The sequence below is a fragment of the Chloroflexus sp. genome (genome assembly GCF_034435895.1).
GTDB lineage: Bacteria > Chloroflexota > Chloroflexia > Chloroflexales > Chloroflexaceae > Chloroflexus.
Genome location: NZ_DAOTWH010000255.1, coordinates 1 through 15,031 on the forward strand (window position 1 = coordinate 1; position 15,031 = coordinate 15,031).

Annotated in this window: 13 protein-coding genes; 6 read left to right on the forward strand and 7 right to left on the reverse strand. The window is 60.5% G+C overall.

Features of this window, described 5'->3' with window-relative positions:
- The 5 genes from U9R81_RS14705 to U9R81_RS14725 form a co-directional block, all read right to left on the reverse strand.
- Positions 1-573 (reverse strand): double zinc ribbon domain-containing protein (locus tag U9R81_RS14705; RefSeq protein ID WP_322496182.1); only part of this gene is annotated, 573 nt, incomplete at its 3' end.
- 68 nt (positions 574-641) lie between these two features.
- Positions 642-1,889 (reverse strand): VWA domain-containing protein, encoded by a 1,248-nt coding sequence (locus tag U9R81_RS14710; protein WP_322496183.1) that lies wholly within the window; start codon positions 1,887-1,889, stop codon positions 642-644.
- Positions 1,890-1,931: 42 nt separating this feature from the next.
- Positions 1,932-3,239: a serine/threonine-protein kinase gene (locus U9R81_RS14715; RefSeq protein WP_322496184.1), complete on the reverse strand. Its 1,308-nt coding sequence runs from the start codon at positions 3,237-3,239 to the stop codon at positions 1,932-1,934.
- A complete protein-coding gene (locus U9R81_RS14720; RefSeq protein WP_322496185.1) occupies positions 3,236-4,960 on the reverse strand; it encodes a PP2C family protein-serine/threonine phosphatase in 1,725 nt (574 codons plus the stop codon). Before U9R81_RS14720 ends, U9R81_RS14715 begins: the two co-directional genes overlap by 4 nt.
- A gap of 10 nt (positions 4,961-4,970) precedes the next feature.
- Positions 4,971-6,230: a protein phosphatase 2C domain-containing protein gene (locus U9R81_RS14725; protein ID WP_322496186.1), complete on the reverse strand. Its 1,260-nt coding sequence runs from the start codon at positions 6,228-6,230 to the stop codon at positions 4,971-4,973.
- A gap of 245 nt (positions 6,231-6,475) precedes the next feature.
- On the opposite strand from U9R81_RS14725, the gene U9R81_RS14730 reads away from it, so the two are divergent.
- The 3 genes from U9R81_RS14730 to U9R81_RS14740 all read left to right on the forward strand — a co-directional run bounded on the left by U9R81_RS14730 (position 6,476) and on the right by U9R81_RS14740 (position 11,147).
- A complete protein-coding gene (locus tag U9R81_RS14730) occupies positions 6,476-9,067 on the forward strand; it encodes an FHA domain-containing protein (protein WP_322496187.1) in 2,592 nt (863 codons plus the stop codon).
- A gap of 231 nt (positions 9,068-9,298) precedes the next feature.
- Positions 9,299-9,844 (forward strand): helix-turn-helix domain-containing protein, encoded by a 546-nt coding sequence (locus tag U9R81_RS14735; protein WP_322496188.1) that lies wholly within the window; start codon positions 9,299-9,301, stop codon positions 9,842-9,844.
- 40 nt (positions 9,845-9,884) lie between these two features.
- Complete coding sequence (locus U9R81_RS14740) at positions 9,885-11,147, forward strand: AI-2E family transporter (RefSeq protein WP_322496189.1); 1,263 nt, start codon at positions 9,885-9,887, stop codon at positions 11,145-11,147.
- A gap of 130 nt (positions 11,148-11,277) precedes the next feature.
- Here U9R81_RS14740 and U9R81_RS14745 read toward each other — a convergent pair whose 3' ends face one another.
- Positions 11,278-11,844 (reverse strand): HD domain-containing protein, encoded by a 567-nt coding sequence (locus U9R81_RS14745; RefSeq protein WP_322496190.1) that lies wholly within the window; start codon positions 11,842-11,844, stop codon positions 11,278-11,280.
- A 190-nt stretch (positions 11,845-12,034) separates the two neighbouring features.
- Between U9R81_RS14745 and U9R81_RS14750 the strand changes: the two genes are divergently transcribed.
- The 3 genes from U9R81_RS14750 to U9R81_RS14760 are packed head-to-tail and all read left to right on the forward strand — an operon-like array spanning position 12,035 to position 13,888.
- Positions 12,035-12,754 carry an SDR family oxidoreductase gene (locus U9R81_RS14750; RefSeq protein ID WP_322496191.1) on the forward strand — a complete coding sequence of 240 codons (720 nt, stop codon included), beginning with the start codon at positions 12,035-12,037 and terminating at the stop codon, positions 12,752-12,754.
- A 17-nt stretch (positions 12,755-12,771) separates the two neighbouring features.
- Positions 12,772-13,587, forward strand: a complete 816-nt coding sequence (locus U9R81_RS14755; protein ID WP_322496192.1) for a class I SAM-dependent methyltransferase — start codon at positions 12,772-12,774, stop codon at positions 13,585-13,587.
- Positions 13,565-13,888, forward strand: a complete 324-nt coding sequence (locus U9R81_RS14760; protein WP_066788025.1) for a hypothetical protein — start codon at positions 13,565-13,567, stop codon at positions 13,886-13,888. The genes U9R81_RS14755 and U9R81_RS14760 overlap by 23 nt, the downstream gene beginning before the upstream one ends.
- Here the strand turns inward: U9R81_RS14760 and U9R81_RS14765 are convergent.
- A complete protein-coding gene (locus U9R81_RS14765) occupies positions 13,879-14,814 on the reverse strand; it encodes a hexose kinase (RefSeq protein ID WP_322496193.1) in 936 nt (311 codons plus the stop codon). The two genes, U9R81_RS14760 and U9R81_RS14765, sit on opposite strands and share 10 nt — an antisense overlap.
- Positions 14,815-15,031: the final 217 nt, after the last annotated feature.

Here is a 15,031-nt window from a genome sequence, read left to right on the forward strand (position 1 = left end):
TGGCGGTGCAGGCGGTTCAGCCACGGGCGGCGGTGGCGGCGCGGGTGGTTCGGCTACCGGCGGCGCGATCATGGTTGGCCCTTCCGCCGGGATGGTTGGCGCAGGAGCTGCCGCTTCGCTGGCCAGTGGCGTATGGGTGGCAATAGGCTCGGCTACCGGCGGCGGGGCGATAACGGTGGGTGCATCGGCGGCGGGTGGCGGGGCAAACAACCTGCTCAGGTCGGTGCCGCAATTGTCGCAGAACTGTTCGCCGGGCAACACCGGATCGCCACAATCAGGACATACCAATTGCGATGCGCTAGGGGGCGCGAGCAGGGTTGCCTGATCGGGTGTCACGGGCGGCGCAACCGGCTTTGCCAGCAAGTCAGCGCCGCAGTTGTCACAGTACCGTTCACCGGGGAGCACCGTCGTACCGCACACTGGGCAGGATGGCGCAAGTGCGGTAGGTTGATCGGGCGAGACGGCTGTGGGCACGGGAGCGGTTGGCGCTGCGCCAATTAAGCGGGTGCCGCATTGATCACAGAAACGGTTGGTCGGCTCATTCTGCGCTCCACAGGAAGGACAGATGATCATAGTCGTTCCTCACCTTGGCAAGCAATCGCTCCCGAATGGCGATTGCGCGATTCCATCGCATCGTTGGCTTACTCATCTTCCAGCCGCTGCGTCAGTCGCCGGGTCGCGTAGCGGAGCTCTTTCTGCGCTGCGGCGCTTAGTGGTTGACCCTGTTCGAGCGCTGCCGCTTGTTGGTTGGTCTTTTCGGCTAGCTCCAGTTCACCCAAATCGAGTAAGCGGGTCGCTGCAGCGCGTAATTTCTGGGTTGCGCCGGCGACGTTGCCGCTGGCCGCTTCACTCAACGCGCGCGTTTGCAGCTTAAATGCCGTCACGCGCTCGACCAGATTCATCACAGTAGGATTGTAACTCTCTGGCCCGACCTGATCGGCTACCTCAAGCAGCACATCTTGCTTGATGACCATTTCAGCCGTTTGATCCACCGGCGTTAAGTGCAACTCGGCCTGCGCCAGCCGGAACCGGCCACTGGCCCGCGGCGGCAGTATGAGATCGAGCACCACGGCTGCCGGTTGGTCGCCCGCCAGATCACCCAACCGCACTGCCACCGCGGTGTCGCCAATCGGTTGGTACCCCAGATTAGCGATCACCGGTTTGACCCGATAGACTGCACGCGGCGTCACATCGCGGACGAATCGCAGCAGTAGGCGGGCATCGGTGGCAACCGTCGCTTGCGCCGCTTCCACTGCTTGCTGGAAGAAGGTCGTGATCTGTTCCGGCTCGGCAATGTAATCCGAGTAGCCATCGCTGGCAGCGGCAATATCATCGAGCAACTGTTCGTTCCACTCGGCTCCCAGTCCCAGCGCCGTAATTCGCACGCCGGCCTTGCCAAGTGCTTGGGCCAAATCGCGGCAGAGCGGTTCGTCGCCCCATGTCTGGCCATCGGTGAGCAGCACCATGCGGCTGATGCGATCGGGGCCGAGATGCTTTTGCAGCTCGATGTGGCCGGCCTGCATCCCCAGCGACATCGCCGTGCCGCCGGCTTCGGTAATGGTGTCAACCGCAGCCAGCAACGCCGCCTTATCGCCGGCCGGCGCTGCCGGCGCCAATGTCTGCACCGTATCGTCGAAGATCACGATAGCCGCGACATCGTGTGGACGGAGCAGTTCGATCACCCGGCGGGTAGCCGCTTTCATGCTGGCGAGTTTGGCGCCCTGCATCGAGCCTGAGCGGTCGAGCACAAAACAGAGATTGAGTGGCATTGCCGTCGCCGGTGAAGCCGGCGCCACAGCCTCGACCAGCAAATAGCCGGCTTGCGGCATCGCGCTGGCCGGGATTGGCGCGCGGCCCCACTGGCACGAGAGCGTGATCTGCAAAGACATACGCAATATCCTTGTATAACATCGAACCGTAGCGCCGGCGGCTTATCCGCCCAACTGCGCAATGACCAACCCCAACACGCAGCAAAGCAGGTACGCGCCGGCGCTGGCGGCGAACCCAATCGCGGCATCACGGCGGCCATGCACAGTTTGGGCCGTATTCGGACTCACAAGGGCTATCAGACTCAAGATGCCGCTAATGAAAGCGAACAGTGCGGCAACCATTGCAAGCAAAAAGCCCAAACCGGCCAAGATATCATCACTATCAAAGATCGGATCAAGACCAACCATTCCCAAGGCAATAACCATCAGCACCGCGCTGATGATCCCAATCCAAAGGCTGGCAGTTGCCATACCGGTACTCGCCATCCTCACCGCCGACGCGGCGGCCATTGCTTCGACGCGTGCCGCTTGCGCCACCGGGGGCGGGCTAGCTTGCCGGTTCACCAAATTGCTGCTGCCGAACAGCGCCTGTTGCAACTCGATCACGCTGGCGAACCGCTTGGCGGGATCATTGTCAGTGGCGCGGGCAATGGCCGCCGCAATGTACGGCGGAACCGAGGGGTTGAGTTGGTTAACCGGCGGCAGCCGGAACGGGGTAGTGCTTGGATCATGGCCGGTCAGCAGATGGTGGATCAGCACGCCGAGACTGTAAACGTCCGAACGCGGATCGGTCTGGCCGCGACCGTACTGTTCGGGGGCGCTGTAACCGGGGGTGCCAAAGGCTTGGGTATCGCGTTCTTTGCCCGGTTTGAACAGGCGCGCAATCCCGAAGTCAACCAACTTGATCGTGCCGTCAGGCGTAATCATCACGTTGGTCGGTTTGAGATCGCGAAAAATGATCGGCGGCTGTTGTGCGTGCAGGTAAGCGAGCACCTCGCAGATTTGCGCCGTCCAGCGCAAGACTTCGTGCAGGGGCCGGGGCAAACCGACGCGATTGGCATAATCGCGCAAGTTCTCGCCGGGCACAAACTCCATGACTAAATAGTTACGGCCATTCTCTTCAAAGTGATCGGTCACGCGCGGCAAATAGGGATGGTTGAGTCTCGCCAGTAATTCGGCCTCTTGCCGGAAGGCCTCTTGGGCTTGTTGGCGCTCAAGCGGTGACGTGATCGACGTGTCGCTCATCTCCTTCACCGCCCATTGAGCCGTGGTGAGCCGGCGATCGGTCGCCAGATAGACCGCCCCCATGCCGCCGGAACCTAGCCGGCGCCGCAATTCATACCGGCTCTGCAACACCTGCAACGGCGGCGTTGCGCTTGCCGGCTGGCCGCTGCTGCGAATGCGCGCGCCGCATTCAGGGCAGAAAAGCACGTCATTATGGATCGTTGCGCCGCATTGTGGACAGTTCATAGCGTCATTCTCACCAGAATCACCGCGATATTATCATCGCCGCCTGCCTGATTAGCCGCTGCGACTAGCGCGGCGCTGGCCCGTTGCGGATCAGGTTCTTCGGTCAAAATCCGTTCCATCTCTGGATCGCGCGTCATCTCCCATTGGCCGTCGGAACAGAGCAAGAGCGCATCACCGGAGAGCAATCGCAGACTAAAGAGATCAACGTCCGGCTCAGCCCGATCGCCGAGCGAACGGAGCACCGCATTGCGTTGCGGGTGGGTGTAGATGTCCTCTTCGCGCAGATGGCCGAGCTCTACTAGCCGCATCACCAACGAATGGTCTTTGCTAATCCGGCGCAGCTTGCCGTCACGAAACAGATATGTACGGCTATCGCCAACATTCGCAATCACGGCCCGATCACCTACAACTAACGCCATGGTCAATGTTGACCCCATATCGTTCGCTCGAGCGCGGCTCTCGCGATGGATCGCCTCGTTCGCGGCTAACACCGCTTGTCGCACCAGTTCGCGCATTTCAGCCTCGTGATACAGACGCGCTCCGGCGATCATTTGTTGCAGGTAGTTGTCGATGATCACGCGCGCCGCGGCGCGTATTGCCATCCCGCTGGCGACTTCGCCGGCGGCATGGCCGCCCATACCATCGGCGACAATGTACACGCCACAGCTCTGGCGCTGGCCATTGTTTTCGAGGCAAAGGATCAGCTTAAACAGACTATCTTCGTTGTGATCGCGCACGCGCCCGACATCGGTATACGAACCGGCGAGTTGGAAGAGGGGTATGGGATGGGTGCGTTCATCGCGCAGGGCGATCAAGTGGGCCGCGACCGCAGCAGCATCGCGCAGCTCGCCGGTGCGGATTTGGCGTAATACCACCCCCAAGCCATCCGGCATCTGGTCAGCGTCCGCCGCCGTCTCTTCACTCAACCGTTGGGTCGTGCGTGGGATGGCGGTCAGCCGTTCCAGCACTTCCGCCAACGCCAACAAGTCGGCCTGAAACATGGCGTCGCGCTCGGCATCACTGACGAACCGGAGCTGGTTGGCCTGCCGCAAGCAGACCTTGGCCGGCCCGCTCAAGCCGAGATCATCAATCGTCAGCGAGCCGAGGGCGATACCGGAGCCGTGCAGATTCACCAGCAATTGGGCGAGCGAGGCGCCAATCGTTAGCGCCGTGGTCTCATCGAGCGGCGCCGCCAATGGGGTCAATTCCGTATCGGCGAGCACCGTCAGTTGCATGCCGTTCAGATCGCACTGTTCAACAATGTCGGGCAAGATGGCGCGGGCCAGCGGTTCAGCCAGCCGGTCGATTAAGGCCGGGCCAGACGGCGTATCGCGTTGCGAGAGGAAAGCGGGGTAGACACGCGCTTCCAGCGCGGCGCCACAATCGATGCAGTACGACTCGTTGGCGTCGTTGGCCGTTGAGCCGCATGCCCAACAGCGTTGCCACGGCGCCAGATCGCGTACTTCGAGCGGGCCAACCGGCCATGGTTCGGTGAGAGGGTAGACCGGGGCAAACCGGTTGGCAAAGAGTGGCAAGTTGGTCTCCATCGTCTCCTCCTCGCCGGCGTTACTGCACGCCGGCGGTGCAATCGCTTGGGTGAGCATCTCGCTCAGCAACCCCTCGCCGGCTGGCAATGGCTGGCGACCCAGCAATGGCTGGCCGCAGACAGCGCAGCAACGAGCTTGCGCGCGATTTTCCGCCCCACATATAGAACAACGCATAACCCTTCGCCTAAGTTGCAGATCGGTTGGTAAAGCGAGCGATCGCGACCGAGATATTATCGTGGCCGCCGCGCTGGTTGGCGAGTTCGATCAATGCCGTAGCGGCCCGATCTGGCGGCTGGCTGACGGCCAAGCGGGCCAGCTCATCATCGCTGACGTGATTATACAACCCATCAGAGCAGAGCAGCAAAATATCGCCGGGGGCCAGTGGTTGGGCGCGTGTATCGGCTGTCAAGGGCTGGTCGGCGCCGAGTGAGCGGTAGAGGATGTGGCGTTGCGGGTGCGTACGCGCTGCCGCCGGACTGAGTTGGCCAATATCAACCAAGCGCGCCACGATCGTATGGTCGGTGGTGAGTTGTTGCCACGCTGGCGGTTCACCGGCGCTGCCCGGCATGATTAGGTAGGCCCGGCTATCGCCGACATGGGCCAGATACGCCCGCCGGCCAACGGCGAGCGCAACCGTCAACGTTGTGCCCATCCCGGCCCGCTGTTGATCAGCGCGCGCCGCCGCTGTGACCTGTTTGTGGGCAGCCTGCGCCGCTGCCTGCAACAGCGCCAGCCAACCATCATCATGATCGGGCAACGCTTTATTCAATGCCTGCTGCAAGCTGGTTTTAACCGTCTCGGCGGCGATCTGTGAAGCAATCTCTCCGGCAGCCGCACCACCCATTCCGTCGGCTACCAACAACAACGCACCAAGCGGTTCATCGCCGCGGCTAAACGCCCCCGCATAGACTGTATCTTCGTTAACCGTGCGCACCTGACCAATGTGGCTACGCACGGCGATTTGGGCTTGCAGCGGCGGCGGCGGGACGCTAGCCCGCCGTGATGGTTGCAGCGCCGCACCGCACGAGACGCAGAACCGCGCTTGGGCACGGTTGCCGCGCCCGCAGAGCGGGCAGGCGAGCGGGTAATGGCGCTGCGCGGGCAGGCGAGTAGTGATTTGCACTGTCTCGCGCCCTTGCGCGATCTGTTGGGCAAGGCTGGCGAGAATTTGTGACAATTCATGCAGTGCATACGCGGCCTGCTCGCGCGCCACCCCGGTGGAACTCTCGTAGCGCCGCCGCCAGAACGCAACTCCCGCTTCCACAATCGCTAACAAATCGTGCAAGCTGATGGTGTCGGCGGTCAAGGCTAATTGACGCTCGCCGGTTATAATCACTTGTTCGAGGAACGGATCCAGCGGTGCGCCGCAGTACGGGCAAACCTGCTGGGCTTTCCCGGTTGCCTTGCCGCAAACTCTGCATCGCCCGATATCTTGTGTTGCCACCGCTGATCCTTGCCGCTGCCGAGATGCATTACGCTGCCTGCGTGATATGACGTTCAGGAAAAGGGACGGGATGCGATTGGGTTCAGGTCACGAGGCCACCCTCCTGCAACTTGCCCGAACCTCCAAAAGCGCGTTTCGTCGCGGATAGCCGCAATCGTTGGAGTGCATTTAGTTGCAAATCATGGTAATCTGTGCTATCACAAGATCGGTTAGAACGCCTCGCATTATAGCATAGGAGCCATCCTGTGGCGATTGCCAAGCCGCCGCTGTGCCCATTTTGCCAAGCCCCACTGGCCCGCGCCGATGCTCGCTTTTGCCCGTCGTGCGGACGGTCGTTGCCCGCGCCGGCGGCCTACGCTCCGGCGACACTTATCGCCGCCGGCGGCGCTGTGTTGCATGTTAGCGAACCGGGGGGCGAGCGTGATGTTGTCTTGGGTGCGCAATCGGTGACGCTTGGGCGCGCGCCTGATAATGATCTGGTCTTGCAGTCGCGCTTTGTCAGCGGTCGTCATGCCCGCATCGAGCCGGTGGGCCAAGGCCACCGGATTGTCGATGTGGGCAGTCGCAACGGGCTGCTCTTTGCCGGCCAGCGTATCACCGAGCGCGTGTTGGCTGATGGTGATGTGATCCGGATCGGCGATCCGGCGACCGGCAATTTTGTCTCATTGATCTACCGCAATGCGGCGTTGGCGACGGCGGAGGCGCTGCGCGCGGCTCCGACCAAGTTTCCGCTCGACCCCAACGATCCAGCGATCACCATTGGCCGGGTGGGGTGCGATATCATCCTCGATAATCCACAAGTGTCACGCTTTCATGCCCAGCTTGATCGCACTCCCGGCGGCGTTGTCCTGCGCGATATGGGCAGCACCAACGGCACGTTTGTCAATGGCCAGCGAGTGACCGCGCCGGTGGCGCTAAAGGCGGGCGATGTGATCCAGATCGGCGCTTTTAAGCTGGTCTATAACGTGACCAGCCTTGATCGCTACGACCAGCAAGGGGCGCTCCGGATTGATGCGCGCAATCTGTCGCGGGTGGTGACGCGCAACGGCGTGCAGCGGGTCATCCTCAACGATGTCTCGCTCTCGATTGCGCCGCGCGAGTTTGTCGCGATTGTCGGCGGTTCCGGCACCGGCAAAAGTACCCTGATGAAAGCGCTCTTCGGTTATGCTCCCGCCGAACAGGGGCAAGTGCTGGTCAATGGCGACGATTTTTACCGCAATTTCGCGGCCTATCAGGCCGTGTTAGGCTATGTGCCGCAAGACGATATCCTCCATCGGGTGTTGCCGGTGCAGCGGGCTTTGGAATATGCAGCGCGGCTGCGCTTGCCGGCTGATACCGCCGATAGCGAGGTGAAAGCGCGGATCGAGCGTGTGCTCGACGATGTGGAAATGGCACCGCACCGCGACAAGCCGATTGAGGCGCTGTCGGGCGGCCAGCGCAAGCGGGTGAGCATTGGCGCAGAGCTGCTCGCTGACCCTAGCCTTTTCTTCCTCGATGAGCCAACCAGTGGCCTCGATCCCGGTCTCGAAAAGAAGATGATGTATACCCTGCGCCGGTTGGCCGACAGCGGGCGCACGGTGGTGCTGGTAACGCACGCTACCGCCAACATCACCCAGTGCGACCACGTTATTTTTATGGCCGGCAGCGGGCGTATGGTCTTCTTTGGCCCGCCGGCTGAGGCGCTGCGCTTCTTTCAGATTGCCAGCGGCGATTTTGCTGACATCTACACCAAGATCGAGGGAGTGGCCGCTGCCGATCATCCGGTAGTGCAACGAGATCTGAGGGCCGAATACGAGGCGTGGCGCGCGGCGCATCTGGCAGCGCAGACGCCGCCGAGTCTGGCTGAATTGTGGGAAATCCGCTATCGCCAGTCACCGCTGTATCAGCAATATGTCGCTAACCGGCTGGCGACGACGCCGAGCGGGCCGCCGGTGCCGCGCAATGCTGCCGCGCAACCGCCGCAGCGCGTGTCGGCGTGGCGGCAGTTTGTCTTGCTCACCCGGCGTTATTTTGACCTGATGCTGCAAGATCGGCGGAATCTGCTGATCTTATTGTTGCAAGCGCCTATCATTGCTTTGCTCCTGCTGTTGGTAGCGCGCAGCGATGCGCTGACCGGCGTGCAGGCCCAAGACCTCATCCAGCGTGGCGAGGCCAAGAAGCTGCTCTTTATGCTGGCGACGGTGAGTGTCTGGTTTGGGATCATTAACGCCGCGCGCGAGATTACGAAAGAACAGGCCGTGTACCGGCGCGAACGGTTGGTGAATCTGCGCATCGGCCCGTACCTCCTCTCGAAAGTGACAGTGTTGAGCGCGCTGGTCTTGGTGCAGACGATCGTCTTGCTCGGCATTGTGTTGCTGAAAGTGGCGTTGCCGGGTGAGACCGGCATTCTGTTGCCGCCGCTGATTGAAACGTTTCTCACGTTGGTCTTGGCTTCCAGCGCAGGTATGGCACTGGGGTTGGCCATTAGCGCGGCTTCGGTGACGCCTGATCGGGCGATTAGTCTGGTGCCGTTTGCGCTCATCCCCCAGATTTTGTTTGCCGGCCTCATCTTTACGATCGAAGGGCTGGCGACCCCGCTCTCGTGGTTGACAATTAGCCGTTGGGCGATGGATGCGCTCGGCGCGAGCCTTGACCTCAACCGGTTGTGCAATTTGCCAAATATTGACGATCAAGGTAGTATTCCGTCCGGCTGTACGCCGGCCTTTCTCGAAACGGAAGCCGCGTTCAGCCACGATCCGGTGCATCTCGCGGGGCGCTGGTTGGCCTTGATCAGCTATGCAGTCGTCTGTTTGGCGATTGCGGCATGGGTGCTGCGCCGCCGTGATCGGATGGTCTAACATCTATCGCATGAACTCCTACGTCATTTGCATTAATGAAACCTGTGCAATTTTTTGCGTCATCACGCTTTAATATCGGCTAAACCTCTGTTATTACTCCTGTGCAACACCTTGACGTAGGGCTGCCGCTGGCGTATAATCACAATTGACAAAGTGAAACTGTTGAGATGATGGCAACCGCAAAGCGCGCCGGTTATGCGCGCTTACTTTTGTATCCTTTTGAGATAGCGTATGTCACTCGGACAAAAGATCGGGCGATTGCGTCAGGAGCGTGGCCTGACGCTGCAAGAGGTGTCTGAAGGATCGGGATTGACGCCATCGTTCCTCAGCCGCCTTGAGCGTGATAAAGTCAATATTTCGGTGGCTAATCTGCGCAAACTGGCGCAGTTTTTCAGTGTGCAAATGACCCATTTCTTTGAGGGTGAAGATAATCAGCAGGTTGGCCAAATTGTGCGGCCTGCCGATCGGGTGCGCTTGTCGCTTGATGATGCGCCGGTGCAAGTCTTTTCGTTGTTGCTGCCCAATAACGATCTTGATGCGCGCTTGATCGAGGCCTATCCCGGCAGTAGCCAGCAGGGGTTCTCATCGCGGGGCAGCCGAATGGTATATGTGCTGGCCGGCAATGTAAGGTATACTTTAGGTGAAGAGCAATATGACCTCGCTGCCGGCGATACGCTCTTCTTCCGCGATGATACGGCCTATAGCTGGACAAATACCGGCAATTCGATCGCAACTATGTTGACTGTCAGTACGTTGAATCCACGTGATGAACGCTAATGGTCGATCGATGCCAAGCCGGTAGTGTCATAGAGGTGGCATGAGCTTCTTCACTCCTGAACGGATCCGTCGCGGTGCGCGCTGGCTGTTAGTCGCTGTTTCGCTCTATCTCCTCGGTTGGCTCGTGAGCCACGCCGGTTCGGCGATCATGCCGTTTGTTTTTGGCGGCGTGCTCGCGTATCTATTTTTGCCGTTAGTGAACTTCTTTGAGCGGTGGCTGCCGCGCTGGCTGGCCATTCTGGCGGTCTATGTGCTCACTTTCGGCGCTATTGTCGCCGCGATTGCGTTTGTGGTGCCGCCGCTGATCGCCCAGATCGCCGAATTGATCCGCGCACTGCCGGATATTGCCACCATCCAGCGCGAAGCCAACCGGCTGATCGATGAGTACGAACAGTTGCTGGCTAGCCTGCCGCCGCCAGTGCAAGCGGAGGTGCAGAACGCCATTGCCTCAGCCGCCGCTGAAGGTTTGAGCACGCTGCGGGCTAATTTCGTGGGCTACTTGCAAGGAATTGGCCAGTTTTTGATCAATAGCGTGCTCTCGGTCGTCAATACCGTGACCTTCCTGCTTGGCTTCTTCCTCGTCCCGTTTTGGCTTTTCTATGTCTTGATGGACACCCGTGCCGGGCGCGCGTATTTCAACAACATGATCCACCCCCGCTTGCGAGCTGATGTGTGGGCGATGCTCTCGATTATCAATCACGACCTCAGTGGCTATCTGCGCGGCCAGTTGATCCTTGGCGCCTCGGTTGGTCTCGCCTCGTGGATTGGGCTCACGGCGCTCAATATGGCGGGAATGAAGATTCCGTACACGGTGTTGCTGGCGGTCGTTGCCGGCATTACCGAGTTGGTGCCAGTGATTGGCCCGATTATTGGCGCGATACCGGCGATCTTGTTGGGGTTGGCTGATTCGCCGACCACTGCGCTAGCGGTAACGCTCCTCTACATCGGGATCCAGCAGCTCGAAAACCATATTCTGGTGCCGCGCATCATCGGCGAGAGCGTCGGCGTGCATCCGGCTATCCTTATGGTGGTGTTGGTGGTGTGTTCGCAGGTCTTTGGCCTGCTAGGAGCGATTCTCTCGGCTCCGCTCAGCGCAATGGCGCGCGATCTGTTCTTATATCTGTACGGGCGGTTTAGCGATCCGCCGATCCCGGCTGGTGTGCTGCCGGCGCGTTTGCGTCCGGTGGCGGCGTTGGCTGAAGCAGGAGCCGAGCCTGCTCTGTCTGAGGATCAACCGGCCCAAGATACGCCTCGTGTGCCTCCGGCTGATGAGGTGCCTGTCGAGCGGTCGAGCGGCGATTGACGCGCGTGCCGACTCTTACGCTCTGCCTGCGATTGGTGCAGGTATTGCCTTGGTATTGGTGAAGTATGAATGAGCGACAGGCAATAGCACCTGTCGCTCGTTGTATGAGCCGGTTTGGATCGGGGCAATGCTAGTGGGCCTGCGGTGTTTGGCCGCTCAAGCGCCAACGCGACAAGCCAGTGCGCCCAAGCCGGCGCCGGAGCGAGCTGATCAGCCGGCGGTGCCGGCGGCGAGCATAACGGGCGGCGTAGAAGGGGTCGCTCTGGCAAAGTTGCCGGCGTACGCGCAGGCTGTGCCCTGACAAGAGACCACCAACAAACGCACCCAAATCAGCGAGTGATGCCAGTTTGTCCGCTACCGCCAATACCCAGCCTTCCCGCGTGGTTGGGCGCGGCCCGAAGGGATACATGTGGCTAATGATCGCCGCCGAGACCTCCGCTGGCTCGCCGAGTTCGGCGGCCACTCGCGCGGCAATTGCGCCGTGCGTGGTGAGCGTGCCATACCGTGAGTCGAGATCATGGAGGAGGGCGGCGCGCACGCACGTCACCTGATCAGCGCCAAAAAAAGGCGCTAGGTAGTAGGAAAAGTGAACCGAACGTAGCAGATGATCGTGCTTGGAAACACTATGGTGCATGTGGTGGCGTGTCTCAACAACCCGTGGGTGGTGTAGTAGATCCGCGATCGTCTCCCAGTACATTGCGCCCCTTCTCCTGATGTCGTCATACCTGTTATGTTATACCACTACTTGCCCGCCAATGCAATGGTAGCGCGGCAATTCTACCACGGCATTACCATCCGGCACTGCGGAAAAGGTCTATATTTCAGATATTCCTCAGGTATAATACCCATGGAGCCGTTGTGATGTGGTGATGAACGGAGAAGACGCTATGAAATTGAAAGGGCGCGTTGTCATCGTTACCGGCGCTTCGAGCGGGGTGGGTTACGCGGCTGCTCGTCTCTTTGCGCGCGAAGGCGCAACCGTGATCGCTGCTGCCCGGCGGCGTGATCGGCTCGAACATTTGGTCAGTATGATTACGACCGAAGGCTACAATGCCTTCGCTATTCCCACCGACATCACTGTGCCGGCGCAGGTGCAGTATCTGGTTGATTCGACCGTGCAGATGTTAGGCCGGATCGATATCGTCCTCAATTGCGCAGGCAATGTCGAGAAGATCGCTCCGCTTGAGCAGTTTACCGATGCCGAATGGCAGGCGGTAATGGATGTTAACCTCAATGGTGTATTCTACCTGATGCGAGCTGTGGCGCCGTATATGAAGCGCCAGCGCAGCGGGACGATCGTGAATCTCGGTTCACGAGTCGGCAAAATTGGGGTCGCGAATATCGCGCCTTTCTGTGCGGCGAAGTTCGCGCTGTCAGGGTTGTCGCAGGCGTTGGCCCAAGAGTTGCGTCCGTACAATGTCTTCGTCACCACCGTCTTCTCCGGGATGATCGACGCTGATATTGCCCCGCTCAACCCGGCTGAAGAACTACGCAAGCGCTTGATGACGGTCGATGATGTAGCGCAGGCGCTGCTGTGGGTTTGCACCTTGCCGCCCAGCCTGCGAGTTGATGAATTGCCCATTATGCCGCGCACCGTCGATCTCTGATTGCGCTGGGAGCTGCTATGGCCGAACAGGCGTCGCGTGAGTGGTGGGAAGAGCTGCTGCAAGTCTATGAGTTTGCCCACTATCGCCAGTATGCCGATGAGTTGACCCGCCGCGAAGTCGATTTTTTGATCGCTGCGCTCGGGTTGCACGGGGTCGAGTCGATTCTCGATGTGGCCTGCGGCGGTGGTCGCCATAGCTTGGCATTGGCGGCGCGCGGGTGGACGGTCACCGGCCTTGATGCTGCTGCGCCGGTGATCGACCATGCCCGCGCCGCTGCTGCCGAACGCGGTTTGAATGTGGAGTTTGTCACTGGCGATATGCGGGATTTGCCGTACCGCGAGCGGTTTGATGTGGTGCTGCTCATGAACAGCAGCCTTGGCTTTTTTGACGATGCCACCAACCAAGCGGTGCTGAACGGCATTGCCCGCGCGCTCGTGTACGGCGGCAAGCTGGTGGTGCAGTGCCTGAACCCGTACCAGATTAGCCGTTATCTGCGCGATTTTCGCAGTGGTTGGTATCCGATCGGCAGTGGGTTTGTCTTACGTGAGGCGCGTTTTGATCCGCGGCGCGCGATGCTCGAAATCGATTATCGCTATGTTGATGCCAGTCGTGGGATCGATGTCACCCATCCCGGCGACCAGATCCGGCTCTATGGCTTCCCTGAATTGACGGCAATGCTGCGCGCCGCTGGCCTCCGTCCCCTGAGCGTGTTTGGCGATGCGGCTTTGCCGCTGGTGCCCTTTGCGGAAGAGAGTATCTGGCAGGTGGTGATCGCAGCTCGCGACCGGCCGGTGATGAGGGAGGCAGAGGATGCAGATCACGCTGATCGGTGAATTTGAAGCGGCTTACCATCCTGAGGCAACGCCGGCGTTGATATTGCACCATCTGATTCGTGGTTACGATGCGGTTGTACTGAATGCTGACGAGGTGGCGGTGTTGCGCGAGTTGCTCGGCGCGGTGCAGAAGCGGATTCGTGAACTCGGCGGCTACCGGTTGATCCTTGGCGCTGGCGGCGATCTTACCTTCTACACGGCGACCGGCCAGCGGAGCGCCTATCTCACCGCTGATCAGATGCGCCAGTTGGCACGTTTGATCGGAGCGACCCCACCGCAACCGGCTGAGGTTCACCAATAATTGATGGCAACGTGGTCAATCAGCGCTTGGGCAGTTGCGACGTCAACCGCTCCCGGCGCTAATGTCTGCGCGTCGGCAGCGGCGCAGGCCGTTGCAATCTGTAGCGCAGCGGCGAGGTTGTGACCGTTGCTGAAGGCGCGAGCTAATCCGGCCAAAAACGAGTCGCCGCAGCCGATCGGGTTGCGAACCGGTATCTGCGGCGGGATAGCAATCACGCGGTCGTGCTCGTCAATCCCTACCGCTCCGTATGCGCCGAGCGTGACCACCACCACCTCAATGCCGCGCTGATGCAATTTGAGCACTGCGCGTTGCGCGTCGGCCACACTGGTGATGCTCACCCTAAGTAATGCCGCTAGTTCTTCCCCATTCACCTTCACCACCGCCGGTTTCGCTTCCACTGCCTCTGCTAACACAGCGCCGCTGGTGTCAACCATCACCCGGCGACCTTGTTGGCGAAGCGTGGCAACTAGTTCGGCCAATACGCTTGGCGGCGGCCCCGGCGGCAAGCTGCCGCAGATCAGATACCACTCGGCAGCAATCTCTAAGACCCGGTCAGTAAACGCGCGCCATTCCCGGTCGCTCAGGTGGGGACCCGCTTCATTCAAAACTGTTACCTCACCCGTCGCCGGATCGACGATCAACGTGCAGACCCGTGTCGCGCCGGCGATCGCGACCGTATGGATGGGTATCCCTTCTTGCGCGGCGAGCCACGCCACTTGCTGGCCGGTGAGACCGCCGAGCGGTGCGCAAACCACAGCAGATGTTCCGATTGCCTTGGCAGCGCGGCCCACGTTCAAGCCTTTGCCGCCGGCGGTCACCCGCGCTTCGGCAACCCGCCGGACGGCGCCGAGGCGCAGCTCTGGCGTGATTAAGATCCGATCCAGCGCCGGGTTGGGGGTGATGATGCAGAGGGTTGGTTGCGGCATGCGTTCCTCATGTCTAGTTGCGAAACGACCCCTCTTGCGCCATTCCTGCCGGTGGCGGGATTGCCGGCGTCTGCGCCTTTAACGAGCGAGCAGAGCAAGAGGTGTCTGATATGAGAATACTAAATTATTGCGCCTAGTTTCGCTACCTTTCTGGCCCTTAGCCCGTCCCTAAAGGGCCGGGTTTGAATCAGGTGTTCTGTCTGCCCCTCAACTCGCG